At 57.9% G+C, this 21,597-nt stretch carries 26 protein-coding genes; 11 read left to right on the top strand and 15 right to left on the bottom strand.

Features of this window, described 5'->3' with window-relative positions; translation table 11 throughout:
• Nucleotides 1-9: 9 nt before the first annotated feature.
• Nucleotides 10-549 (bottom strand): DUF7518 family protein, encoded by a 540-nt coding sequence (locus METFOR_RS02660; RefSeq protein WP_015284565.1) that lies wholly within the window; start codon nt 547-549, stop codon nt 10-12.
• Between the two features lie 524 nt (nt 550-1,073).
• On the opposite strand from METFOR_RS02660, the gene METFOR_RS02655 reads away from it, so the two are divergent.
• From METFOR_RS02655 to cofE, 4 genes are read left to right on the top strand one after another with little or no spacing between them, the layout of a single operon-like run.
• Nucleotides 1,074-2,312, top strand: coding sequence for a serine hydroxymethyltransferase (locus METFOR_RS02655; RefSeq protein WP_015284564.1), 1,239 nt, complete (start codon nt 1,074-1,076; stop codon nt 2,310-2,312).
• A gap of 16 nt (nt 2,313-2,328) precedes the next feature.
• Entirely contained in the window at nt 2,329-3,177 is an 849-nt protein-coding gene (gene folD, locus METFOR_RS02650) for a bifunctional methylenetetrahydrofolate dehydrogenase/methenyltetrahydrofolate cyclohydrolase FolD (protein WP_015284563.1), read from the top strand.
• Nucleotides 3,159-3,965 carry a dihydropteroate synthase gene (folP, locus tag METFOR_RS02645; protein WP_015284562.1) on the top strand — a complete coding sequence of 269 codons (807 nt, stop codon included), beginning with the start codon at nt 3,159-3,161 and terminating at the stop codon, nt 3,963-3,965. The genes folD and folP overlap by 19 nt, the downstream gene beginning before the upstream one ends.
• 2 nt (nt 3,966-3,967) lie before the next feature.
• On the top strand, nt 3,968-4,744 hold the full coding sequence (cofE, locus tag METFOR_RS02640) for a coenzyme F420-0:L-glutamate ligase (RefSeq protein ID WP_015284561.1): 777 nt from the start codon (nt 3,968-3,970) through the stop codon (nt 4,742-4,744).
• Nucleotides 4,745-4,746: 2 nt separating this feature from the next.
• On the opposite strand, the gene METFOR_RS02635 is transcribed toward cofE, so the two are convergent.
• Complete coding sequence (locus METFOR_RS02635) at nt 4,747-5,133, bottom strand: hypothetical protein (protein WP_015284560.1); 387 nt, start codon at nt 5,131-5,133, stop codon at nt 4,747-4,749.
• A gap of 71 nt (nt 5,134-5,204) precedes the next feature.
• On the opposite strand from METFOR_RS02635, the gene METFOR_RS15220 reads away from it, so the two are divergent.
• Together METFOR_RS15220 and METFOR_RS02630 are read left to right on the top strand one after the other, a co-directional pair.
• The gene (locus METFOR_RS15220; protein WP_148277572.1) at nt 5,205-5,435 is read left to right on the top strand and encodes a hypothetical protein; all 231 of its coding nucleotides are present in this window, start codon (nt 5,205-5,207) and stop codon (nt 5,433-5,435) included.
• Nucleotides 5,436-5,567: 132 nt separating this feature from the next.
• Nucleotides 5,568-6,050 carry a YkgJ family cysteine cluster protein gene (locus METFOR_RS02630; RefSeq protein ID WP_015284559.1) on the top strand — a complete coding sequence of 161 codons (483 nt, stop codon included), beginning with the start codon at nt 5,568-5,570 and terminating at the stop codon, nt 6,048-6,050.
• Nucleotides 6,051-6,066: 16 nt separating this feature from the next.
• Here the strand turns inward: METFOR_RS02630 and METFOR_RS02625 are convergent, their stop codons facing one another.
• Nucleotides 6,067-6,825: a ribonuclease III family protein gene (locus METFOR_RS02625; RefSeq protein WP_015284558.1), complete on the bottom strand. Its 759-nt coding sequence runs from the start codon at nt 6,823-6,825 to the stop codon at nt 6,067-6,069.
• Between the two features lie 32 nt (nt 6,826-6,857).
• On the bottom strand, nt 6,858-7,484 hold the full coding sequence (gene cofC, locus METFOR_RS02620; RefSeq protein ID WP_015284557.1) for a 2-phospho-L-lactate guanylyltransferase: 627 nt from the start codon (nt 7,482-7,484) through the stop codon (nt 6,858-6,860).
• A 97-nt stretch (nt 7,485-7,581) separates the two neighbouring features.
• Between cofC and METFOR_RS02615 the strand changes: the two genes are divergently transcribed.
• On the top strand, nt 7,582-8,073 hold the full coding sequence (locus METFOR_RS02615; RefSeq protein WP_015284556.1) for a GyrI-like domain-containing protein: 492 nt from the start codon (nt 7,582-7,584) through the stop codon (nt 8,071-8,073).
• Between the two features lie 14 nt (nt 8,074-8,087).
• On the opposite strand, the gene METFOR_RS02610 is transcribed toward METFOR_RS02615, so the two are convergent.
• Both METFOR_RS02610 and METFOR_RS02605 read right to left on the bottom strand, forming a co-directional pair.
• Nucleotides 8,088-8,657 carry a diacylglycerol/polyprenol kinase family protein gene (locus METFOR_RS02610; RefSeq protein ID WP_015284555.1) on the bottom strand — a complete coding sequence of 190 codons (570 nt, stop codon included), beginning with the start codon at nt 8,655-8,657 and terminating at the stop codon, nt 8,088-8,090.
• 72 nt (nt 8,658-8,729) lie between these two features.
• The gene (locus METFOR_RS02605; protein ID WP_158491340.1) at nt 8,730-9,521 is read right to left on the bottom strand and encodes a sensor histidine kinase; all 792 of its coding nucleotides are present in this window, start codon (nt 9,519-9,521) and stop codon (nt 8,730-8,732) included.
• A 138-nt stretch (nt 9,522-9,659) separates the two neighbouring features.
• Between METFOR_RS02605 and cofG the strand changes: the two genes are divergently transcribed.
• From cofG to METFOR_RS02585, 4 genes are read left to right on the top strand one after another with little or no spacing between them, the layout of a single operon-like run.
• A complete protein-coding gene (gene cofG / locus METFOR_RS02600; protein ID WP_048111087.1) occupies nt 9,660-10,649 on the top strand; it encodes a 7,8-didemethyl-8-hydroxy-5-deazariboflavin synthase CofG in 990 nt (329 codons plus the stop codon).
• Nucleotides 10,646-11,434 carry a phosphoribosylaminoimidazolesuccinocarboxamide synthase gene (gene purC, locus METFOR_RS02595; protein ID WP_015284552.1) on the top strand — a complete coding sequence of 263 codons (789 nt, stop codon included), beginning with the start codon at nt 10,646-10,648 and terminating at the stop codon, nt 11,432-11,434. Before cofG ends, purC begins: the two co-directional genes overlap by 4 nt.
• 60 nt (nt 11,435-11,494) lie before the next feature.
• Complete coding sequence (locus METFOR_RS02590; protein ID WP_015284551.1) at nt 11,495-11,788, top strand: ferredoxin-thioredoxin reductase catalytic domain-containing protein; 294 nt, start codon at nt 11,495-11,497, stop codon at nt 11,786-11,788.
• Nucleotides 11,789-11,806: 18 nt separating this feature from the next.
• Nucleotides 11,807-12,289, top strand: a complete 483-nt coding sequence (locus tag METFOR_RS02585) for a DNA-deoxyinosine glycosylase (protein ID WP_015284550.1) — start codon at nt 11,807-11,809, stop codon at nt 12,287-12,289.
• Nucleotides 12,290-12,302: 13 nt separating this feature from the next.
• Here the strand turns inward: METFOR_RS02585 and METFOR_RS02580 are convergent, their stop codons facing one another.
• The 9 genes from METFOR_RS02580 to METFOR_RS02540 all read right to left on the bottom strand — a co-directional run bounded on the left by METFOR_RS02580 (nt 12,303) and on the right by METFOR_RS02540 (nt 21,595).
• Nucleotides 12,303-13,964, bottom strand: coding sequence for an ABC1 kinase family protein (locus METFOR_RS02580; protein WP_015284549.1), 1,662 nt, complete (start codon nt 13,962-13,964; stop codon nt 12,303-12,305).
• A 115-nt stretch (nt 13,965-14,079) separates the two neighbouring features.
• Nucleotides 14,080-14,550 carry a hypothetical protein gene (locus tag METFOR_RS02575; RefSeq protein WP_015284548.1) on the bottom strand — a complete coding sequence of 157 codons (471 nt, stop codon included), beginning with the start codon at nt 14,548-14,550 and terminating at the stop codon, nt 14,080-14,082.
• The gene (locus tag METFOR_RS02570) at nt 14,547-15,635 is read right to left on the bottom strand and encodes a hypothetical protein (RefSeq protein ID WP_015284547.1); all 1,089 of its coding nucleotides are present in this window, start codon (nt 15,633-15,635) and stop codon (nt 14,547-14,549) included. The genes METFOR_RS02575 and METFOR_RS02570 overlap by 4 nt, the downstream gene beginning before the upstream one ends.
• An 86-nt stretch (nt 15,636-15,721) precedes the next feature.
• A complete protein-coding gene (locus METFOR_RS02565) occupies nt 15,722-16,966 on the bottom strand; it encodes a DNA methyltransferase (RefSeq protein ID WP_015284546.1) in 1,245 nt (414 codons plus the stop codon).
• A gap of 142 nt (nt 16,967-17,108) precedes the next feature.
• Nucleotides 17,109-17,645, bottom strand: a complete 537-nt coding sequence (locus METFOR_RS02560) for a GNAT family N-acetyltransferase (protein ID WP_015284545.1) — start codon at nt 17,643-17,645, stop codon at nt 17,109-17,111.
• Nucleotides 17,646-17,699: 54 nt separating this feature from the next.
• A complete protein-coding gene (locus METFOR_RS02555) occupies nt 17,700-18,377 on the bottom strand; it encodes a M48 family metallopeptidase (RefSeq protein WP_048110764.1) in 678 nt (225 codons plus the stop codon).
• A gap of 59 nt (nt 18,378-18,436) precedes the next feature.
• Nucleotides 18,437-19,129: an ABC transporter ATP-binding protein gene (locus tag METFOR_RS02550; RefSeq protein WP_015284543.1), complete on the bottom strand. Its 693-nt coding sequence runs from the start codon at nt 19,127-19,129 to the stop codon at nt 18,437-18,439.
• Between the two features lies 1 nt (nt 19,130).
• Nucleotides 19,131-20,345, bottom strand: coding sequence for an ABC transporter permease (locus METFOR_RS02545; protein WP_015284542.1), 1,215 nt, complete (start codon nt 20,343-20,345; stop codon nt 19,131-19,133).
• Nucleotides 20,327-21,595 (bottom strand): COG1361 S-layer family protein, encoded by a 1,269-nt coding sequence (locus tag METFOR_RS02540; protein WP_015284541.1) that lies wholly within the window; start codon nt 21,593-21,595, stop codon nt 20,327-20,329. The genes METFOR_RS02545 and METFOR_RS02540 overlap by 19 nt, the downstream gene beginning before the upstream one ends.
• Between the last annotated feature and the right edge of the window lie 2 nt (nt 21,596-21,597).

The following is a 21,597-nucleotide window of genomic DNA, read 5'->3' as shown; positions in this document are numbered from 1 at the left end:
TCCGGCTCCTTACTTCTTTGCAGGATCCTTCTTTTGCTCATCCTCGGTTGCGTAGATGAGTTCGCCCTGTTTGGGCCGTGAGCCCTTCTTTCCCTGCCCATAGCCGGCGCGGGCAACGATGTAGTCCTTGTCGCCGCGGCGGGGCTCGAGCTTCATGGTGCCGTCGGGCTGCATGATCATGTCCATGACCGGCTCGGCGGGTGCTGCGGGTGCCTCGGGGGCACGGCTCTTGGGGCGGATGACCGTGCTGCCGGACGGGGACTGGGCGGGTGCTGCCGGGGCTGCGCCCTGCGATCCCTGGACGATCGGGCCGCGCTTCAATTCCTGCATGCGGCGTTCCTCGGTCTGCTTGGACATCTTCATCGCAACGGACTTGAGATCGAGGAGCTCCTGGGTCAGCCCCTTGACAAGCGCCTCCATCTCTTTTACTTTCTTCTCGAGGGCGGCAATGCGGTCCTCGCTTGCTGAACCTTCCATCATCTGAATCAGTTTCTCCTGTTGATCGAGTTCGTGCTCAAGGTACTTGATCTTTGCATCTTCGTGCGCCATACTTGTATAGTACTCGTGCGGCGCATTCCTCTTATAATAATAGTAATGATCGTCTGGTTAGGTAAAAAGCATTGTGGCTGGACCCGGCATTTAAAATGAAATTTGCCGTTCTTATCTGATATCAGGAAAAATGAGCGGCCGGCTTTACAAAAAACGGTCAATGCTTCCGCTGAGGGGGGAGGCAGCGGCGGGAACGATGGCGGGAATTCTGAAAACGGGGAACCTGCGGCAAGGGCAGGATTGAATACATGCCATGATCTAGTCGAAGAACGCTTCCGCGTTCTTCTCATCCTCACTGTTAGATGCATCTTTCGGATTTCGAAGAACCCTCCGAGCTTTCCTCGTCCTCACTGTTAGATGCACCTTTCGGATTTCGAAGAACCCTCCGGGCTTTCCTCGTCCTCACTGTTAGATGCACCTTTCGGATTTCGAAGAACCCTCCGGGTTCTTCTCATCCTCAGGGTCCTGATGGACCCCTCGGATCGGGAAAAGGTATTACCTGATCCGAGCGAACTTTTCTGCATATGTCCTATCTGGCAAAAACAGATCCGGCAATTGCCGATATCATCGAAAAGGAGAGGCTCCGCCAGGTGAACGGCCTGGAGCTGATTGCGTCCGAGAACGTTGTCTCGCGTGCGGTGCTCGAGGCGATGGGGTCCATCATGACCAACAAGTATGCCGAGGGCTACCCCGGCAAGCGGTACTATGGCGGATGCGAGTTCCACGATATGGCCGAGAACCTTGCCCGCGACCGGCTCAAGAAGCTTTTCGGCGCCGAGCACGCGAATGTGCAGGCCCACTCGGGAACCCAGGCGAACATGGCGGTTTATTTTGCAGCCATCAAGCTGGGAGAAAAGATCCTCTCCATGAAGCTGAACCAGGGAGGCCACCTTTCCCACGGTTCCCCGGTCAGCTTCACCGGAAAGTTCTACCAGGTAGCTCAATACGGTGTGGACCCGAAGACCGAAGTCCTCGATTACGGCGTGGTAGCGGAGATGGCAAAGAAGGAGAGGCCCCAGATCATCGTCTGCGGCGCCTCGGCCTACCCGCGGACCATCGACTTCAAGGCCTTCCAGGAGATTGCCGATGACGTCGGTGCGGTCTGCCTTGCCGACATCGCCCACATCGCCGGCCTCGTTGCCACCGGACTCCACCCGACATCGGTCGGTGTGGTCAACTATACCACCACAACCACCCACAAGACCCTCCGCGGGCCCCGCGGCGGCGCCATTATGTGCAACGCTGACCTCGGCGTTGGCATCGACAAGGCGGTCTTTCCCGGCATGCAGGGCGGTCCCCTGATGCACACCATCGCGGCAAAGGCGGTCTGTTTCGAGGAAGCCCTCAAGCCCTCGTTCAGGGAATACAACAAGCAGATCATCAGGAACGCCAAAGTCCTTGCCGAGACTCTCATGGCCAACGGCCTCCGGCTCGTCTCGGGCGGCACCGACAACCACCTCATGCTCCTCGACCTGACCGAGCAGGGCATCACCGGCCTCGAGGCCGAGACTGCGCTCGGTAAAGCCGGCATCACGGTCAACAAGAACACCATCCCGAACGAGACCAAGAGCCCGTTTGTCACGAGCGGTCTCCGCATCGGCACCCCCGCTGTCACCTCAAGGGGCATGAAGGAAGCCGAGATGCGCCTCATCGGCGGCTGGATTGCCAGCGTCATTAAGGATATCAAGAACGAGAAGAACACGAGCGACGTGCGCGGCAAGGTCGAAGCCTTGGCCTCGAAGTTCACCCTCTATCCCGAATAACTGCGGAGATCTGCCCATGGCCACGATCCTTGACGGAAAACAGACGTCGGAGAAGCGCCTTGAGACCCTCAGGGAAGCGATTGCAGGCTCCGGGCTCCACCCGAAGCTCGCCACGGTCATCGTGGGCAACGATCCCGCCTCGCAGATGTACGTGCGGATGAAGCACAAGGCCTGCGAGAAGGTCGGGATCGCGTCTGTCGGGGTTGAACTCCCTGCAGACGCAACAACCCGGACAGTTGTGGACAAGGTCAGGGCGCTGAACCGCGATGGGTCCGTCGATGGGATCCTTGTCCAGCTCCCCCTTCCCTCACAGGTCGACACCGGGCGGGTAATCAATGCCATCAGCCCGGAGAAAGACGTGGACGGCTATCACCCGGAGAACATGGGGCACCTCTTTTTGGGGAAACCCCGGTTCTCGTCCTGCACGCCAACAGGGATCATGACCCTCCTTGCCGAGTACCAGATCCCTGTTGCAGGCGCCCGTGCAGTCGTTGCCGGCCGGAGCATCGATGTCGGTCGCCCCATGGCAGCACTCCTCCTTAATGCGGATGCAACGGTCACCATCTGCCACAGCAAAACAAAGGACCTGGCCGAAGAGCTGAAGCGGGCGGACATCCTTGTTTCTGCCGTGGGAAAGCCGCATTTCATCACGAAAGAGATGGTGAAAGAGGGCGCCGTGGTCATCGATGTCGGCATCAACCAGCTCGAAGGAAAACTGGTCGGTGACGTGGACTTCGAGGCAGTAAAGGAGGTCGCATCAGCGATCACCCCGGTCCCGGGCGGCGTAGGACCGATGACAATTGCAACCCTGATGGAGAATACATTCCGGTCAGCACAGGAGCGGGCATGCGACCGTGTATTGTAAACAAACTCACAATTGGCGGTGATGCGCCTCCCCGGGTCATGGGTGTCTTAAATGTCAGCCCCGAATCCTTTTACCACGACTCGTTTATCCCGACCGACCAGATCCACAAGAAAGCGGTGGAGATGATCGAGCAGGGTGCGGACATGCTCGACGTGGGGGCCCGGAGCACTGCACCCAATGCACAGGCGATCAGCGGGAGAGAAGAGGGTGGCCGGATCGATGCTGCCTTAAAGGAACTGGACGGCACCGGCTTCACCATCTCGGTCGACACCATGAACCCGGGGGTGCTGGACATCTGCTTAAAACACGAGGTCCATGCGGTAAACGACATTGCCGGTTTTGCCTCTGATGCCTATGCCCGGCGCGTGGCGCAGGCGGGTCTGCCCGCGTTCCTGATGGCAACAGATTACACGCCGGGCGATGCTGTCGGTCTTGAGGAGACAAAGGTCGCACTAGCGACAGTTGTTAAGCGCTGTCAGGCCACAGGAGTCGATAATTATGTCCTCGACCCGGGTGTCGGGATCTGGACGCCGCAGCGTTCCTATGATGACAACTGGGAACTCTGCCGGCATTTCGATGAGTTCCTCGCATTTGACCGCCCGCTCCTTGGGGCCATCTCCCGCAAGAGTTTCATCGGCGACCTTGTGAAACGGGAGCCGGAGGAACGCCTCGCGGGGAGCCTCGCAGTCACCCTGTTCCTCCTCCAGAAAGGGGCCTCGATCATCCGGACCCATGATGTGAAAGAGACCGTTGATACCATCAAGGTGTACCAGCGGATGGGGAAATAATTATGAACTCATCGTACGAGGTCCTCGGCCTTGCAACCGGCATCATCACAAGCGGGGAGTCCATCGCAGAGCGGGTCATCGAAACTGCGGAGAAGACCTGCGGGGGATTCGAGGAGGGAGACGTGCTTGTCCTTGCAGAGACCGCTGTTGCAACATCTGAAGGCAATATCGTCCGGCTCGACAAGATCGCGCCAACCCCCAAAGCCCAGGAACTCGGGGACAAGTACAGGATCGATCCCCGCATGGCCGAGGTAGTGATTCAGGAGAGCGATTCCATTGTCGGGGGCATCCCGGGATTTCTGCTCTGCATGAAAGGGGGCACGCTCCTCCCGAATGCCGGGGTGGATGCATCAAACGCTCCCCCGGGCTGCGTCACGCCCCTGCCCGCTGACCCGGACCAGAGTGCCACCTCCATCCGGAAGACCATCGAAGAAAAGACCGGTGTCAGGATCGGGGTCATCATCGCTGACAGCCGCACGCATGCCATGCGCCTCGGGTGCAGCGGCGTTGCGATCGGTTCTTCGGGAATCCCCTCGGTGATCAATGACCAGGGAAGGTCCGACCTTTTCGGGCGCAAGCTGGAGGTGACAAAACGGGCGGTTGCAGATAACATTGCTTCCGCTGCTGAACTCGTCATGGGTGAAGCCGATGAGTGCACGCCAGCCGCGATCATCCGCGGGATCGGCCTCCCGCTGGGCGATCATCTCGGTGTCGAAACGATCGATGCCACCGAGTGCCTCTTCATGGGGGCATTTGCCAAAAACCGGACACAGTGGTGACGTTACCGTCTCCGTCGTTTGGCAAAGGTAATCTTTGCCTCAAGCGCCTTTTTCTTTTCCTGAATAACACCCGGGGGAGCATTATCAACCATAAGAGATGCTATCTCGGCAAAGTCACGTATCATGTCGAGCTGCTCCTCCGGGGTAAAATCCTCTTCATCGATCAGTTCCCGGAACTCTGCCTCGCCTTCCACCGCCGATACAGGAGGGGGGAATGTGACACGGCACTTTGTATGGCAGTAGCGGCACCTGCTCACGTACTCTCCGGCCATACGGTCCTTCACGGAAAGGATCCGGAAGTTCCTCCCGTCGCATTTCGGGCAGGACCATTCCAGCGTCAGCGCTTTTAAGATGCCTTCTGCATGCCGGGAGAAGAGTGATTCAAACATCAGGTCTGCCTGCCACCAAGTCGTAAAAGAGCGTTTTTCCGCGATCCATATTAACCCAGCGGGCCTGGAGGATGCTCCCGTTCACCCTCACGGAACGTAAAAGGGTTCCGGCCAGGATAATTCCAGAAGGAGGCCAGGGCCATTCTTCTGCTCCCAGCCATCCGGCATCTTCGGAATGTCCCCACTATCGTGAAATTGATGAAGATCTGCTCCTTACAGGGCACCCCCTTATCAGGAAAAAGGTGAATACTTGGAAAGGAATGGTGGTTATGAGCGGACGGGGGCAGAGAGAGGCTGCATGAACCGGTGCGCGACCGGGGAGTCATGGAAAAGACACGTTCACCTGTTCCGGATACTACCTGCGGGCGATGATCTGCAGCACGGGGGCTTTATCGGATTCCCCCCCTGACATTTCATGGAGGTGGTGCTGATAAATGGTATTCCGGTGCCAGCAGTGCGGTGAATGCTGCAGTTCCATGGGCCATGTCATTTGCATAAAGGAGCAGACAGGTCCCTTCGAGTACCGTCTCGGGTTTTCCATTACCGGGGAGGAACGGCAGGTGCGGATCGATCCGGACAAGCGGGATCTCTTCTCGTCACAGGATATCCTGGAGAACCGGCCGATGGCCTGCCCTTTCCTGCGGGAGCGGACGCCGGGAACGGTCATCTGTACGGTTCACCAGACACGCCCCGATCTCTGCCGCCAGTATGGCTGCTTCCGGATCCTTGTTTGTGGCAGGAGGGGAGAGCGGGTTGGTCGCGTGATGGATAACACGCGGTATTTCACGACCATGGACCATGAACTCCGCGCCCTCTGGGACAAGGAGATCGCACCGATCAGTATCGCTGATGAAATGTGCTGGGAAGAAGAGGTGGCCCGGATCCTTTCGGCAGCAGGATACCGGGTGTTGCGCTGAGACGGTTCAGGAAATGTCAGGATGTGCCGGGATCACCTGGCTGCGTCCCCACCGGATCCGGGAGGGAGAGGCCAAGCTTCCTGCATGCGGCCCGGGCCGCTTCCCGCTCTGCTTTCTGGATGCTCTCGCCACTCCCGGTACCGAGCACCTGGTTGTTGAAGAGCACTTCAAAGGTGAAGATGGGCCGGTGGTCCGGTCCCTCCCGTTTTGTTTCCCGGTAGATGGGAACGGCCCGGAACCGTTTCTGGAAATATTCCTGCAGCATCCCTATGGTGTTCTCTTCGGGACTGGCCTGGTCGATGGGTTCCCGCAACAGGGCATTGATGAAGAATGCCACCTCGTCAAGCCCTATCTCGCAGTACAGGGCGCCGATGAATGCCTCGAACGCCCCCCCGGTTATTCGTTCGCCATACGTGTTCTGCCCTGCAATCGCCGGGGGAATGAGACGGGAGAAGACTTCGAAATCCACCAGGTGCCGGACAATGGCATCGAGCGCATGGTTCGAGACGATCCCGCTGATTGCACGGGTCATCTCTCCCTCAGTGAGCGCGGAATGTTTCCTGGTGAAAAGGGCCTGGGCAACAATGAGGTTCAAAACGCGGTCTCCCAAAAACTCGTAGCGCTCCCACTCGGCAATAGAGATGTCCCAGTGGTCCTTTGCGGGATCGCCGTAGGTTGTGTTGAAGCAGGAGACAAACGTCGTGATAGTCCGCCCCAAGTCCGGCCTGGGCGCACGGAGAAGTTCGATAAGGGGCAGGCACGAGTGTCCGGTCATTTCATGCTATTCGGATATTGGATGAGATATTGTTATCGTTTCCGGACACAGCGGACCCGGCCGGTCTCGGTTGCAAGGGAGAACCCGAGGCTCTCGAGGTATGCCCTGCTCTTCCCGGTGCCGTGGATCAGGAGTTCGACCAGGTCATCCTCTTCGTCAATATCCGTATGGAGCCGGAACGAGTCCACCACCTCGACCGAGAGCCCGGCGTCTGCGGCGATCTTCATGTGCTTTACAAAACTCGTGCCATAGTAATCGACATGGAATTTTTTCGGCTCCTTCATGAAGATGACATTCGTACCTCCGCCACGGCCGGGAACGATCGCCATGTCCTTTTCTGTGGACGTGACCCGGCGGATCGATGCTTCGTCGGCAAGCGGGAGGTCCGCCATCAGGATCAGGAGGCCGGTCTCTACCGTGGGGAGGATCTCGTTCAAGGTCTGGTTCAGGTCCGCATCCTTTACCGTCACCTGCACAAGTTCCGAATCAAAGAGTTCCGTTCCCACGACCACCGGGCTGCACATGGCGTCCTTTGCTGCGCTGACCACATCCTCGAGCATCGCAAACGCGAATGCCTCGCGCTCTTCCTGCGAGAGGAGGGAGGAGAGCCTTGTCTTCGGGTTCTTCGGCTTGTACGGGATCAACGCATGCGGGCACATACCAGAGATCGTGTGCAGGGTGACCAAAAATAGGTGCTGATATGCGTCCGTGAACGAAATGAATGGTTTAACAGTTTTGCCGTCCCAGATTCCGGTAATGGACGGACAACACTATACCCTGCGGAGACTGCCCGCCCGCACCGTGGTCGGTATTGCCCGGCGCACATCGAACGCAGATGCGGCAGGCACCATCCCGGGCTGCTGGCAGGCATTCCTCATGAACAACGGGCCGGCACGGATTTCCCACCGGGTGAATCCCCCGGTCATGTATGCGGTCTACTCGGAATACGAGAAGGACTGGACCGGGACGTACTCGTACCTGCTCGGGTGCGGCGTGACCCGTGCTGATAAGGTGCCGGAAGGCATGGAAGTCCGCCATATCCCTGCCCAGACCTATGCGGTCTTCACGGCGAAAGGCAAAATGCCGGACGAGATCGTGGGCGTCTGGGCGAATGTCTGGTCGTCGGATCTCCCGCGGACCTACACGTTCGACTTCGAGGTGTATGACAAGCGGTTCACGCGCCCGGTGGCAAAGGAGGCAGACGTGTACGTGGCCGTGAACCCGGATCGGCTGAAAGAGACTTCCTGACCTCAACCTTTTTTTCACACCGCAACGACAAGGAACGCCGGCATGAATGCCAGCAGGACCGAGACTGCCACAGGGATGACGAGATTGTCATCGACCGGTGAGATGAGTTCGATGATTCCTGCCAGTATCGCAACAGCGGCAGCCCCGGCTGGGGTCAGGAGCGGGAGCAGGACGATAGCTGTGACAGCAATGCCGGAAAGGGTGCCCTCCCATGACTTGCCATTGTAGATACGGTGTTTCCCGAACCTCAGCCCCGCAATCGTTGTCACGCTGTCAAGCACCGCGACGGTCACGATTGCCGGTACCGAAATAGCGACGGGAAAGAGAACAACTACCGCGAGCGCGCTGACGGCAAAGGTGAGCGCCCCCCTGCCGGGAAGGCGGTCGTTGCGGTCAAGGTGCCCGACCAGAAACGAGAAGAGCGGGATGCGGTACCCGCGAAGGAGAAGGTCCACCAGCACGATGCCAACAAGGAGTCCTGTTGCGAGGATTGCGGTCGCAGCTGCCTGCCCGGCGACATAGACCATTGCTGCAACGAGGAGACCGGCGATGAGGTGGATGAGTTTGCGGACGAACTCCTGCATCGTTGCATCTTGGCTGCCAGGGACAAAAAAGCCTCTGATTGTGGATAGCAGGGGGAAGCAGTGTTCACAAACCTACCGGACCGTAAGCGGGGGTGCCTCTCCCCCTTCGCGGTACGTGCCTTTGGGGAGCGTGATGACAAACCGGGCGCCTTTCCCCGGCTCCCCGCTCTCTGTTACCGATATGCTGGTCATTGCAAGGATTTCCCGGGCTAAAAAGAGGCCCCATCCGGTCCCTTTGCCATAGCCCCGTTCAAAGATCCGGTCCTTGTCCGCAGCAGGGATGCCACACCCGTTGTCTTCGATGGTCACCTCTGCGTGGGTGCCACGGTCCTGAAACGTAATCCGTACCTCTGTCACGGGTCCCCCGTACCGGGCAGCATTGTCAAGGAACTGGAAGATCGCCTTATCCAGGAAACTGTCGGCAAACACCGCAATCCGGCCAATAGAAACGGTGACCTGAATTGCAGGATTGTCAAAAATTTCCATGGCACGGTGGATCACATTGTCAAGCCCCTGCCAGCGGGGGGGTTCCACCGCAAGGTTCTGGTAATCCTTGGCAAACTGGAAGAGACGCCGGATCTTGTCAACCGCGAACTTCTCGCGCTCGATGTAGGACTTCTGTTTCTCATCGGTGACAATCATCTCGAGCAGTTCATTGTACCCGACAATCGCGGTCATCTGGTTGAGGACATCATGCCGGGTGACACTGCCGACAAGATGGAGCTTCTTTTTCAAAAACTCGTTCTCGGCCCTGAGGGCAGCACACTCATCAGGGAGTGACGCGGTACGGTCACCGTCGCCCCTCGCATCTCCCTCCTTGACATGGACTTCGAATGGTGACATCTGCAGGTCCCGGTCCGCCATGATCATTCACGGCAGAATATAACAGGTTAGAGATGGTTAACCCCGAAACCTCATTAGAGTTGCCCTTCCTGCATGAACTGACCCATAAGCCGGGCTCGACACCAGCTTTCATGAGATCCAAGCGATAATTTCATGTACATGGATCGCCGCACGATCACCTTCTCAAGAAATGCTTTCCTTCCGCTCACGACCGTGTGCCGGAACCGGTGCGGGTACTGCTGTTTCCGCACACCTGTACAGGAAGGCTGCATCATGGCACAGGCAGAGGTGGAAAAGACCCTGCAGAACGGTGCTGCTCTCGGGTGCACCGAGGCACTCTTCACGTTTGGCGAACGGCCGGAGGAGGAGCCGGGCTTTTCCGCGATGCTCGCCACGCATGGTTATAAGACGATTCTTGATTACTGCGAGGCCATGTGCCGGAAAGCGATTGCATGCGGGATCCTCCCCCACACGAATGCCGGGATCCTGACGTATGGAGAGATGGAACGACTCCGGCCGGTCACCGCGAGCATGGGACTGATGCTCGAGACCACCGCGGAGATCCCCGCCCATGCAACCTCGAAGGGAAAGTCGCCTGATGTCCGGCTCGCCATGATAGAGGACGCGGGCAGACTGAAGATCCCTTTCACGACCGGGCTCCTTCTCGGGATCGGTGAGACCATGGCCGACCGCGAGGACTCGCTCTTTGCCATCCGCGATCTCCACAAGCGCTACGGCCATATCCAGGAGATCATCATCCAGAACTTCTGCCCGAAACCCGGGACGCCGCTTGACAAAAGCCCCATCCCCACCACGGACGAAGTCTGTGCAACCATCCGAATGGCAAAAGACATCCTCCAGCCCGATATCGCGGTCCAGATCCCGCCGAACCTGATCGACGCCAGCCTCCTGATAGAATGCGGGGTCGACGACCTCGGGGGAGTCTCCCCTCTGACCATCGATTACGTGAACCCCGAGCACCCATGGCCGGCACTCGATGAGCTCAGGGTTATTGCAGGAAATGCCCGGCTTGTCGAGCGGCTCTGCATCTATCAGCGGTTCATTGACAAGGGCTGGTTCGACCCCGGCATGCAACCCCTGATAAACCGGCTCGCACATACAATACAGGCAAGGAGCAGTGGATTGTGAAACAGAAGGGCCTCCTCTATACCGGAAAGGCAAAATCCGTATACCGGACAGACACGAAAGGACAGCTGATCGTGGAGTTCCGCGACGACATCACCGCGTTCGATGGCGGGAAGAAGGACAAACTGAAGAACAAGGGCAGCTACAATGCAGAGGCGTCAGCTTTTATCTTCCAGTACCTGGAAAAGAACGGCGTGAAAACCCACTTCCTGGAAATGATCGACCCGCGCCGGATGCTGGTGCGGGAACTATCCATGATCCCTCTTGAAGTGATCGTAAGGAACGTTGCTGCAGGCTCCATTGTGCGCAATTACCCGTTCAAGGAGGGGGCAAGACTCAATCCCCCCGTGATCGTCATCGATTTCAAGGACGACTCACGGCATGACCCGATGCTCAACGACGACCTGATCATTGCCCTGAAGCTGGCAACACAAAAGGAGCTGGCAGCCATCAAGAAAGCAGCCCTGAAGATCAATGCCCTTCTCGTAAAACTGATGGCAGCGCAGGAGATCACGCTCGTGGACTTCAAGATCGAATTCGGCCGTGCAGGAAAGACGATCTATCTTGGCGACGAGATCAGCATGGACTCGATGCGCCTGTGGGACAAGAAGACGAAAGAATCGCTCGACAAGGACGTGTACCGGTTCGACAAGGGGGACGTGATGGCTACCTACAACCGCGTTGTGAAACGGATCACGAAGACTGCAGCTCCGAAGAAAGCAGCTGCAGGAAAACTGAAGACCGCGGTGAAGAAGCCGGTTAAGAAAAGCCCAATAAAAAAGAAGTGAGCCTCCGATCGCAAAGACTAATGTGCCTGATGCCTACACTATGGTGACAAAACTGCCTGAATGGATACCATGACAGATATTTCACCGGAAGAAGCGGATATGCTCAAGTGGGCTCAGGGGTATGCCCAGAAGCACGGATGGAGCCTCAACAAGGACGAGAAACAACTCGGTACGGTAATACGCGGGCTCGTTCGGAACAAGACAAAGTTCGGGCACCCCTACTGCCCCTGCCGGCTCCGGAGCGGCGACGAGGAGAAAGACCGGGCAATCGAATGCCCGTGCGTCCATCACAAGGAAGAAGTGGCAAGCCTGGGCCACTGCCACTGCAACCTTTATTTCAAAGAGCCCCAATAGAGGCCGACTTATTTTTCTATGCCCTGTTCCGGCCTCCTTCCCGTCTCATCCCCCAACCCCCGCGTCCTTATTCTCGGGAGCTTTCCCAGCGTCCTCTCACTTGAGCGTCAGGAATACTACGGCAACCCAAAGAACCAGTTCTGGGCGGTCATGGAACTGCTCTTTTCCGTCCCATCATCGCTTCCCTATCCGGAGCGGATAGCACTTCTGACCACGTGCGGTATTGCGCTCTGGGACGTTGTCGCATCCTGCGAGCGGCCTGGCAGTGCCGATAGCCGGATCAGAAAGCTGGTTCCCAACAACATTGCTGGGTTTGTCCAAAAACACCCGTCAATTCTGATGGTTGCGCTGAACGGGAGTACTGCCGGCCGGCTCTACCACCGGTGGTGTGAAGTACCGAACCTGCCCTGCGTGGCGCTGCCTTCAACGAGCCCCGCTTATGCTGCAATGCCATTCCCTGAAAAAGTCCTTGCCTGGGAAGTCCTGAAAAAAGATATCTGAACCGGGGTCCTTTCTACCGTTCCATCCGGAACTTCAGGAAGATGACGTGGTAGATCGCATAAAACCCGCAGAGCACTGCTGCCGTATACCCGCCAATGGCAATCCATGAGATTTGAGTGGGTAGCGTGACAGACGAGACCTGAAGTACGAGCGAGGAGCCGACGACAAGCGATGCCACGACCATCCCCATCAGGAGCTTGTCGCTGAACCGGTCGAGGGCCATCTGGAGTTTCTGGATATCGTTCTCCACGATCTCGAGCTTGAACGAACCGGTCGAGAGCCTCCTGAGCATCAGGTTGATGTTCCGGGGCATGTCGAGCAGTGCATCGGCACCCTCGAGGAGCGCCATGGACGCACGCTTCATATATCCTTCCGAGAATGTGTTTGCATCGGCAAGCTTGGAGAGGTAGGGGGTTACTTCTTTACCGAAGTTGAACTTCGGGTCGAGCCGCACGCCAATGTCGAGGACCATGACAAAGACCTTCAAAAGAAGCATCAGGTTCATCGGTACCTTCAGCCGGTACCTTCGCATCGCTTCGGTCAGCTCGGTGACAACAAGCCCGAAGTTCAGCTGCGAGACGCCGTCCCCTTCGCCTCCCGAGAAGTCATGCATCATGATATAGAGATCATCGCGGAGTGCTTCGCGATCCTCCTCGGCGATCACGATCCCGAAGCCTTCAAGCGATCGGATCATCAGCTCGATGTTGTCCGTTGTCAGGGCAAAGAGGAGGTTGATGAAGTTCTGGCGTTTCTCCGGCCGGAGGATACCCACGATCCCAAAGTCCAGGAAGACAATGTCCCCCTCTTTTGTCACGAGCAGGTTGCCCGGGTGCGGGTCGCCATGGAAGTACCCGTCCTCAAAGATCATTTTGAGGTATGCATGGAATCCGCGGACACCGATCGCATGAGGGTCCTGGCCCATCTCTCTGATGGCCTCGCGGTCGTCGATCCGGACTCCCTCGACAAATTCCATGACCAGAAAATGGGGCTTTGAATACTCCCAGTAGATCTTCGGGAACCGGACCCCCGGGAAGTTCTGGAAGTTCCGGGACATCCGGTTAGCGTTCCGTGCGTCACGCGTGAAGTCCAGTTCTTTTACGATCTGGTGAGCGAAGTCATCCACCATTCCCTTGGGATTGTAGACCCGGGTCTCAGGGAGGACCGTCTCGATCCGCTCGGCCATGGACTGGAGGATCCCGATATCCAGCTCGATTATTTCCGGGATGCCCGGGCGCTGGATCTTCAGGGCGACTTTGGTCCCGTCACGGAGGTACGCCCGGTGGACCTGCCCGATGGAGGCAGATGCCACGGGGGTCTCCTCGATATCACCGAAGTAGTCCTCCCACTCGGGGCAGTTCTCCTCGATGATAGCCATGACCTCGGAGAAGGGCACTGGTTTCGCATGATCCTGCAGCCGCTTGAGCTGCTCGATCATCTCCGGCGGCAGCAGTTCGGTCCTTGTGCTCATGATCTGCCCGAACTTCACAAACGTCGGGCCGAGTTCCTCAAGGGCAAGCCGTATCCGTTCGTAGATGGTCGTGCCTTCGGCCGCTTTGTCTTCTCCGGGCAGTTTGAACCGTGCCCGCCCGGGAAAGAGCTTCTCAAGGCCGATGCCAAAACCATACTTGCTCAGGATATCAACGATCTGAGCGTACCGGACGATACGGGTGACCATGCGTACCACTTGGATGTGGTGATACTTAATGCGTGCTTTCTGCCAGCAGCAAGGGTGAGGTTATAAAAAAGAGGCCGTGATGTCTGGTCTGAATAAACACGATTTGCCCCCAGTTTCACGGGCGGATGCTGCCAAGATCATCATCAATGTTCACCGTCAGGGTGAACGGGGCAGCAGAGAGGGTTTTGTTGCTCCCGTTGGTGGCGTCCACGGGTTTTACAGAACAGCAGCTGAAGGTATTGGTTGCAACCAGCCAGGCGCCGGGGCACGTCTGGCCGGGGAGGACCAGGGATCCCCCCTGCCCCGTGCAGGTATCAGCCGCATAGCGTGAGACGGTGGGTGCTGTTGTTACGGGAGGGTGGGGAAGCGTGGTTGTCCTCTCAGCCGCGGGCGCTGTCACAATTGCCCTCTGCACCACGGTTGTTACCGGAACCGTGGTCTCAGGAGAACGGGTCACCGCGGCAGTTACCGTCGGGGTCTTTTTCTGGCTCTCGGGACCCGGGACGGATAGGCATCCCGCAGCCAGAGGGAAAATAACCAGCAGCAGGATTGCAGAGAGGGCGAAGACCCTCCGGGACGCCGTCATAGTGCATCCCTCATCTGGTCTGCGGTATTGTCAAGCCTGAGGGCAATGGTGTTCAGCTCAGAATTCAGTTCTGTTCCCAGGTCCATGGTGGAAGCAATGTCACGGTACACCTGGGCAAGGTCGGACAGGTCTTTCTGGACAAGCCTCAGCGGGGTCTTTGTATTTTCAAGGCTTCCCGTATTGAGCATCCGCTGGGCGTTGGTAAGATCGCTCTTGGTCTTTTTCACAAGAGCCACTGTATTGTCGATATCAAGCAGGATCGGGAGGAGTTCGGCATTTGCCTTGTCGCACAACGCTGTTGCCCGGTATGCCTGGTCAATTAAGAACTGGAACCGGATAGTGTCCGGCACCTGTTCCTGGACTTCTGCGAGTTCCTGGATGAAATCCTGCGAGAGCGGCTGGATAAGCTGGTTTGCGGACCTGATCGATGTCTCGGATTTGGCTGCGAACGCTGCACTCACGGTTGGTTTTTTCGAGGCGAAGACGTCGAGAGAGCGCTGGGTCGTTGTCGTGTCGTACCCCTGCGCCTTCAGGATATCGAGCCGCTCCTGCCCTTCGCGAACCCAGGTATCGAAGGCAGCAAGCTGGGCCTTTGTCCTGGTCGTCCAGTACTGGTCCTTTTTCTGGAGGAGGTAGGGATTGTTGTTTTTTGCGTCCAGGATCTGGCTCTCCAGCACGTCCCACTTTCCCTGCCCTTTTGTCATCACGGAGAAGGTCTCTTCCCGGAACCGGCCGGTGGTGTTCCGCATATCCTCGATGAGCGCATCGACCTCCGTGCTGGTTGCTGTGTCCTTAATGCGGGTTTCCTGCTTTCTGAACTCTGCCAAGAGCCGGCTCATCTCTGTTGTATCCGAACCATAGAGGGTATTGCAGTACATGACGGCAGTGGAAAAATCGTACTCCTTGTCAAGGGCAGTCCAGGCAAGATGGGCCTGCCGGATCGCCACGGTATCGGAGCTACTCCCGTCATCGGCGGCAGTGACAGGGAGGAAAAGAAGAGACAGGAAGATTATCGCTATAACCGGCCGGAGTGTCCTCCGCCATGTTTTGCACCCTCTCCCGATTACGTGCTGCTGTCCCGGCATTATCAACAAAGAAATTATTGTTGTTCAAATATCAAGATTTGCCGGATCCTGCCTTTTTTTCCGCATCCGGTGCTCATTGTGCGGTATCAGGATTTCCGGAATACAACAATGCGGTTGGTGTTCGTGCCACAGGCATTATTCTCAACACCCCAGATATTGGAGGTCTTCGTAAAGACCTGCTGGTTGATCAGGATGCAATCACAGGTGAACCCGGCGTGAATCCCGAGGGGGACAACCTGCTCTTCGAGCCGGACAGTCCGCTTGCGCACCTCCCCGACTTCGAAAGCAACGTACCCGCCCGGTGTTGTGATACGGTATAATTCACCGAAGACCTGCCCCATGATGGACGACCAGCCGTCAAGAGTCCGTGCCATGGTGATCCGTTTCCCGATGGCCTGCTCGTCAAGACCGTTGAACCAGCAGCGGAGCCAGTTGTCTTCCCGGTACTGGACAATATCAAGGAACGGGGGCGACGTTACTGTCAGGTCCACAGACTCATCAGGGATCTCTTTTGTGCAGCGGGCATCTTCCGAGAGCAGCCGGGCACTCTTTCCCGCCCGTGCAAGGTTCCTTCTCTCCTCTCCGGTAAGCGTCCTGAGCAGGCTTTTTGTCTTGGTGAGAATAAGCTGCCGGGTATCGCGGTATTCCGGTGCCTGGCGGCGCTTTTTGTTGATCTTCTCCTGGCTCGCCGGAGAGACTGCCTGGTTTGGCGGGAGCGTATAGACCGAGAAGAACCCTTTCGAGTGGCCCGTGAGACGGTTGGTCGCAACCATTGCAATCCAGCGGTCAAGCATGTCGTCACGGTGGGCTTCCTTTCTCGCCAGAAGGTATTCCCTGAGGGCAGCGATCTCCTGTTCTGTTGCGGGATGATAGAACATCGAGAGATCGATATCCGCGCTGCACCCCTCCTTTTGGATCAGCGTGAGCCGCTTCTCCACCTGTTCGAGTTCCGGAGGGAAGAAACGGGGCTCGGTCATTACCCGGGAGAGCGGATTGATATCGTTTGCCACCACGCTCCTTCCCATGAGCGCAGCTTCGATGACGGTCGTCCCCCTGCCGCTGAAGGGATCGTAGACAACATCTCCTTTCTTTGTCAAAAGCGAGATGAAGAACCGTGGCAGTTGCGGCTTGAAGCATGCACGGTATGATATTTCGTGGAGAGATCCTCCCTGCCGCTGCCGGGAGGTCCAGAACTCCCCGGTAAATTTTTTCACCACCGTTCCGGCAAAGGATACAGGCTCCTCCTGCATGGACGGGCCTGCGTGCAGTACTACGTCGTGCAGATAATCCGCCAGATCCATGCCGGCGGGAAGGGGTACCCCGGGCGTCATGTCGTAAGGAGGGGTTGGCGAGGAAAGGGTATATGCTGTGCGGTCCGGAGTTGCCGCCACCGATACGTTCACGTGCCGACGGATAGGGTCATTTGAAAGGCGATAGAGTGGTGACCGGAAAGGGACCGCCCCGGAATACAGTCTACGAGGTATGGGCCCCGACCGCGTCGAACGCAGCCGGGTACCGGACCATTCCCCCGATTCCATCGAGTGCTCCGGGCTTTAAGGGGAGTGCCATGAATGCATCATCCGGGCAGGGGAACGGTGCAGTGATCCCGGCGTCACTTGCAGCCGTGAACCCGAACCGGGGATAATACAAAGGATGGCCGACCACGATCACGATATGATGGCCAAGACGCCGGCACTCCGCCAATCCATCCTCGATGAGGGCTGCCCCTATCCCCCGGCACTGGTAGTCCTGGTGGACACCGAGCGGGGCAAGGGCAAGGGCCGGTGATGCGACCGTTCCGGATACAATCTGGACCGGGGTGAAGAGGATATGCCCGATGATCCGTTCTCCATGCACGGCAACGAAGGAGAGATCCGGGTTGACAACACCATCGTTGCGAAGGGCATCGACGAGTCGCGATTCCCTGTCCTGGCCGAAGGCCTGGAGGTGGACTTCTGATATACCCAGGGCATCGTCCGGGAGTTCCTGCCGGATAAAAAAGGAATTCATCTCTACATGTTGGGCGGGCGGGATGAAAAGGGAACGGCTTATGGATGAGGGATCTCAAATCCTGAGCAGCCGCTCGTTCTCCCGCAACCACTCCCGCCGCCGCTGATAATCAGGCATGAGCGCTTCGACCTTTGCCCAGAACTTTTTTGAATGGTCGTGCTGACGGAGGTGGACGAGCTCGTGGACGATGACATAGTCCACGATCGAAAGCGGGGCCTGGACAAGGCGCCAGCTGAAGTTGAGCCCGCCCTTGTACGTGCAGGAACCCCACCGCCCTTTTGCATTGGTGATGCGGAGCGAGGTGGGAGAGTAGCCGGTCATCATCGAGAAGTACATGCAGCGGGCAGCAATCTCCTTTTTGGCCTCCTCCACGTACCAGCGCTGCAGGGCATTCCGGATATCGGGACGGAGGGTTCGGGAGACCTCAAGCCTGTCGGTGCGCACGATCGCACCGACGGGATCGTCCGTATAGTGCAGCGGATACGCACGGCCGAGGAACCAGAAGACCTCCCCCTCTTCATACAGCCGCACCGGAGCCTGCGGCCGTGCCCGCATCTCGGCCATCTTCTTTTTGATCCATGTGCTCTTCTCAAGGATCATGCGATCGATGTATGCCTGCGGCACCCGGTGCGGTGCACGCACGACGAGGGTTGCCTGAGGGGTCACCTCCAGCGCAATCGTCTTCCGGCGCGAACGGACGATCTTCTCAACGGGAATTTCGGGAGTTTGCATCACTGCCGGAATAGTCGGCATCAGCAGGAAAAAAAGGTGAGGGATCCGCCAAAGGGGATCTAGTGTGCTGACGGATTGGTCCCGTCGCTCACGACCTTCCCGTCCTTGAGCCGGACGATCCGGTGGAAGTACTCCTTGTGCCAGTCCTCGTGGGAGACCATCACGATGGTCTGCTTCATCTCTTCGTTGATGTCATGGAAGAGGTCGAGCACCATCCGCGAGTTCTCGGTGTCGAGGTTCGCGCACGGTTCGTCGGCAAACAGGATGTCGGGTTTGTTCACGATAGCACGGGCAATCGAGACCCGCTGCTGCTGGCCTCCCGAGAGTTCGCGGGGGAGGTGGTCACACCGGTCGAGAAGCCCGATCCTCTCCAGAACGAAGTCGCTGTCCTTCCTGATCTGCTCCTCGCTCCGGTCCTTCCGGAGCATTGCCGGCAGGGAGACGTTCTCCATCACGGTCAGGTCAGGGACCAGGGCATAGTCCTGGAAGACGTACCCGAGCTTGTACAGCCGGAACATCGTCTTCTCGTAGTCCGAGAGCGCAAGCACGTCGGTACCCTCGATATTGATCTTCCCTTTGGTGGGATCGTCCAGGAGGCCGAGCATGTGCAGGAGGGTGGTCTTGCCGCTCCCGCTCGCTCCCATGATGCCGACAAACTCCCCCTTTGCGATGTCGAGCGTGACACCATCGAGCGCCCGTACTTCGACAGTCCCCATCCGGTAAATTTTCGTCAGGTCGGATATCTGGATCATGTCAGGCCCTCATGGCGGACTGGATGTCTTCGCGCGATACCTGGTACGCAGGCACATATCCCGCAACGAGCGATGCGGCAAAGAGGATCAGGGAGTTCTGGACCAGGTCCCAGGGTGTCAGGTACAGGGTCGCCGACCACTCGGGCGTGACAATGGGATGTGCCGCGAGGTACGCTGCCATCAGGAGCGTGAGCACGAGACCGAACAGGATCCCGAGCACCGACATGATGACCACCTGGAACCCGTAGTTGTGCATGATGACCTCCTTGTCCACCCCGATTGCTTTGAGGATCCCGATCTGCCGACGGCTGTTGATGGTCTTGATTGTGATCACGATGAAGAGCACCACCGTGGTGATAATGATGCCCACGATGAGCGAGACCATGTTGATGATGGCGAAGCTCTGGAGCGCCCGCCCCATGCTCTTTTCGAGCAGGTCGGCGGTTGTCTGGACTTTTTCAGAGACACCGTACTGCTGGAGCTCGTCTTTTACGAACTTCTCGGAATACCCGGGCTTGATCTTGACCGTGATATACTCCGCATTGTCAGCAGCCCGCGGGTCCGCAAGCGCCATATCCGTATAACTCACGTAAACAGCGGTGTCCGACTGGTACCAGCCGGTGTAGAAGATCCCCTTCACCCGGTAGTCCTTCACGTACCCGTTACCGTAATCCATCGTGATCGAGTCACCGACCCGGACCCCGCCAAGCGAGGCCTGGAACTCGTCCTCCTCCTTCACCGACGCATCACCGGCAAGCGGTTTGCCGATGATCACCTCACCGGTATCCGCATCGCCGAGGTAACTGCCGGCAACCATTTTGGTGTACAGGGGTGAGATGAGCTTCTCGTCATTGGGCCGGATCGCCCGCACCGTGGCGCCGAGCACCCGTTTGCGGTACGTCAGGGTAGCCCCCTTGCTGAAATGCGGTGTGGCCCGCTCCACGCCAGGCATGCCGTTGATGAGGTCGAGGGTTGCGTCCATGTCGGAGATGTACCGTTCGCCGGACTTGGGGCTGACGAGCACGTTTCCAATCTCGTAGTCCACGACCTGCTTCGTGATGCTCTGCCCGATCCCGTTGAAGAGGCCGGGCAGGAAGATCATGTTGGTGAAGCACATCCCGATGATCAGGATGGTAAGCAGCACGCTCGACCTGCTGCCCCGCTGGAGTGACCGCAGGGCGAGCAGGAAGGCGACCCTCAACTCTTTCTTTCCCATGGGAATGTACCGTCACCGTTCTTCCTGGGCAGGTACCAGTACCGCCAGGCCAGGAACCCGATCACTGCAAGCACAAGGAGTACGAGGATGATGCTGCCGGAGTTGTCTGTGGGTGTCACCCGCAGGTTCATCTGCCGGGTATAGGTATGGACCCCCATATCATCCGTGTACGTGATCGTCAGGTTATAGGGATAATTGCCGCCTTTCAGGCCCTCGAGCAGGAAGATGGCAGGGGCATCGTTGCCCGGCTTGATCTTGCCGATGAATGCCTCCTTTGTCCCGTCAGCAGGAAGGTCTACCTTCGCCGATACCTGCTTCGCCTCACCGGTCCCGGTGTTCTCTATCCGGATCGTGAGATCGAACGGTGTACTTTCCGTGAGCCGCGCCGGGCTTGTGTCAACCGAGACGAAACCCAGTTCAGCCTTACCCTTCAGAACAACGTCGATACCAGTGGATTCGGAGACAGGCTTTCCGTCGATGGTATTGTAGCTGATCGTCACCGGCACGCGGACGAGGCCGTAGCCGGCCTGCTTGTCAGAGAGGAGGACAAGCGACACGGTCTTCTGTTCGCCGGGACCGATTGTACCAAGGTGGTACAGGTCAGCGCTTTTTGGCGCCAGTTTCCCGCTGACATTTGTGACGGTCAGGGTAACGTCATCGGCAAGCAGCTCGCCGGAATTCGTAACGATCAGGGTCACGGGGATCTCATCACCCGGGTTGACACTGCCATCAAGCGAACTCTCCGTGATCAGGATCGCTTTCTTCTGGATCCCAAGAGCGGTGTTGACATTGACCGGGATGGGGTATTTCGTGCTGCTTCCGCCCTTGACCGCTACCCAGACCTCCGGGTAGTAGAGCCCGCTTTGTGCGGGTGCCTGGAACGAGAAGGTAAGCGGGATGGACTGGCCCGGGCCAAGGCTTCCTGCCTTGTCATAGCTCTTGGTCAGGACACGGAGACCGTTTCCCTCGAGACGGACATCTTCGATATTGACGGTTATGTCCGCAGTCGTGATTACTGAATAGTCGTCCGCTGCGAGTTTTCCGGTCTTCTCGGTCGTGGATGCGCTGGATGCCGTATTCGTGAGGGTGACCGTGATGGTCCCCAGACTGTCCGGCATCAGCACCGAGGGAGAGACCTCGTAATTTGTGATCGTTACGGTCGGGGCATCGGCAGCATGCACTGCCGGTATAACGGCGACGACCAGTGCAAACAGGACACCCAGCGCGATAATTGTCCTCAGTATTCCCATAA

It is taken from the genome of Methanoregula formicica SMSP (assembly GCF_000327485.1).
Taxonomy (GTDB): domain Archaea; phylum Halobacteriota; class Methanomicrobia; order Methanomicrobiales; family Methanospirillaceae; genus Methanoregula; species Methanoregula formicica.
Note: the sequence above shows the minus strand (reverse complement) of the source record. Positions and strands in the feature narration are given on the sequence as shown.

What these genes read in the sequence shown, in the direction of transcription:
- METFOR_RS02660 (WP_015284565.1), bottom strand. Translation starts at nt 549, where the DNA reads ATGGCGCACGAAGATGCAAAGATCAAGTACCTTGAGCACGAACTCGAT.
- METFOR_RS02655 (WP_015284564.1), top strand. Translation starts at nt 1,074, where the DNA reads ATGTCCTATCTGGCAAAAACAGATCCGGCAATTGCCGATATCATCGAA.
- folD (WP_015284563.1), top strand. Translation starts at nt 2,329, where the DNA reads ATGGCCACGATCCTTGACGGAAAACAGACGTCGGAGAAGCGCCTTGAG.
- folP (WP_015284562.1), top strand. Translation starts at nt 3,159, where the DNA reads ATGCGACCGTGTATTGTAAACAAACTCACAATTGGCGGTGATGCGCCT.
- cofE (WP_015284561.1), top strand. Translation starts at nt 3,968, where the DNA reads ATGAACTCATCGTACGAGGTCCTCGGCCTTGCAACCGGCATCATCACA.
- METFOR_RS02635 (WP_015284560.1), bottom strand. Translation starts at nt 5,133, where the DNA reads ATGTTTGAATCACTCTTCTCCCGGCATGCAGAAGGCATCTTAAAAGCG.
- METFOR_RS15220 (WP_148277572.1), top strand. Translation starts at nt 5,205, where the DNA reads ATGCTCCCGTTCACCCTCACGGAACGTAAAAGGGTTCCGGCCAGGATA.
- METFOR_RS02630 (WP_015284559.1), top strand. Translation starts at nt 5,568, where the DNA reads ATGGTATTCCGGTGCCAGCAGTGCGGTGAATGCTGCAGTTCCATGGGC.
- METFOR_RS02625 (WP_015284558.1), bottom strand. Translation starts at nt 6,825, where the DNA reads ATGACCGGACACTCGTGCCTGCCCCTTATCGAACTTCTCCGTGCGCCC.
- cofC (WP_015284557.1), bottom strand. Translation starts at nt 7,484, where the DNA reads ATGTGCCCGCATGCGTTGATCCCGTACAAGCCGAAGAACCCGAAGACA.
- METFOR_RS02615 (WP_015284556.1), top strand. Translation starts at nt 7,582, where the DNA reads ATGGACGGACAACACTATACCCTGCGGAGACTGCCCGCCCGCACCGTG.
- METFOR_RS02610 (WP_015284555.1), bottom strand. Translation starts at nt 8,657, where the DNA reads ATGCAGGAGTTCGTCCGCAAACTCATCCACCTCATCGCCGGTCTCCTC.
- METFOR_RS02605 (WP_158491340.1), bottom strand. Translation starts at nt 9,521, where the DNA reads ATGGCGGACCGGGACCTGCAGATGTCACCATTCGAAGTCCATGTCAAG.
- cofG (WP_048111087.1), top strand. Translation starts at nt 9,660, where the DNA reads ATGGATCGCCGCACGATCACCTTCTCAAGAAATGCTTTCCTTCCGCTC.
- METFOR_RS02590 (WP_015284551.1), top strand. Translation starts at nt 11,495, where the DNA reads ATGGATACCATGACAGATATTTCACCGGAAGAAGCGGATATGCTCAAG.
- METFOR_RS02585 (WP_015284550.1), top strand. Translation starts at nt 11,807, where the DNA reads ATGCCCTGTTCCGGCCTCCTTCCCGTCTCATCCCCCAACCCCCGCGTC.
- METFOR_RS02580 (WP_015284549.1), bottom strand. Translation starts at nt 13,964, where the DNA reads ATGGTCACCCGTATCGTCCGGTACGCTCAGATCGTTGATATCCTGAGC.
- METFOR_RS02575 (WP_015284548.1), bottom strand. Translation starts at nt 14,550, where the DNA reads ATGACGGCGTCCCGGAGGGTCTTCGCCCTCTCTGCAATCCTGCTGCTG.
- METFOR_RS02570 (WP_015284547.1), bottom strand. Translation starts at nt 15,635, where the DNA reads ATGCCGGGACAGCAGCACGTAATCGGGAGAGGGTGCAAAACATGGCGG.
- METFOR_RS02565 (WP_015284546.1), bottom strand. Translation starts at nt 16,966, where the DNA reads ATGACGCCCGGGGTACCCCTTCCCGCCGGCATGGATCTGGCGGATTAT.
- METFOR_RS02560 (WP_015284545.1), bottom strand. Translation starts at nt 17,645, where the DNA reads ATGAATTCCTTTTTTATCCGGCAGGAACTCCCGGACGATGCCCTGGGT.
- METFOR_RS02555 (WP_048110764.1), bottom strand. Translation starts at nt 18,377, where the DNA reads ATGCAAACTCCCGAAATTCCCGTTGAGAAGATCGTCCGTTCGCGCCGG.
- METFOR_RS02550 (WP_015284543.1), bottom strand. Translation starts at nt 19,129, where the DNA reads ATGATCCAGATATCCGACCTGACGAAAATTTACCGGATGGGGACTGTC.
- METFOR_RS02545 (WP_015284542.1), bottom strand. Translation starts at nt 20,345, where the DNA reads ATGGGAAAGAAAGAGTTGAGGGTCGCCTTCCTGCTCGCCCTGCGGTCA.
- METFOR_RS02540 (WP_015284541.1), bottom strand. Translation starts at nt 21,595, where the DNA reads ATGGGAATACTGAGGACAATTATCGCGCTGGGTGTCCTGTTTGCACTG.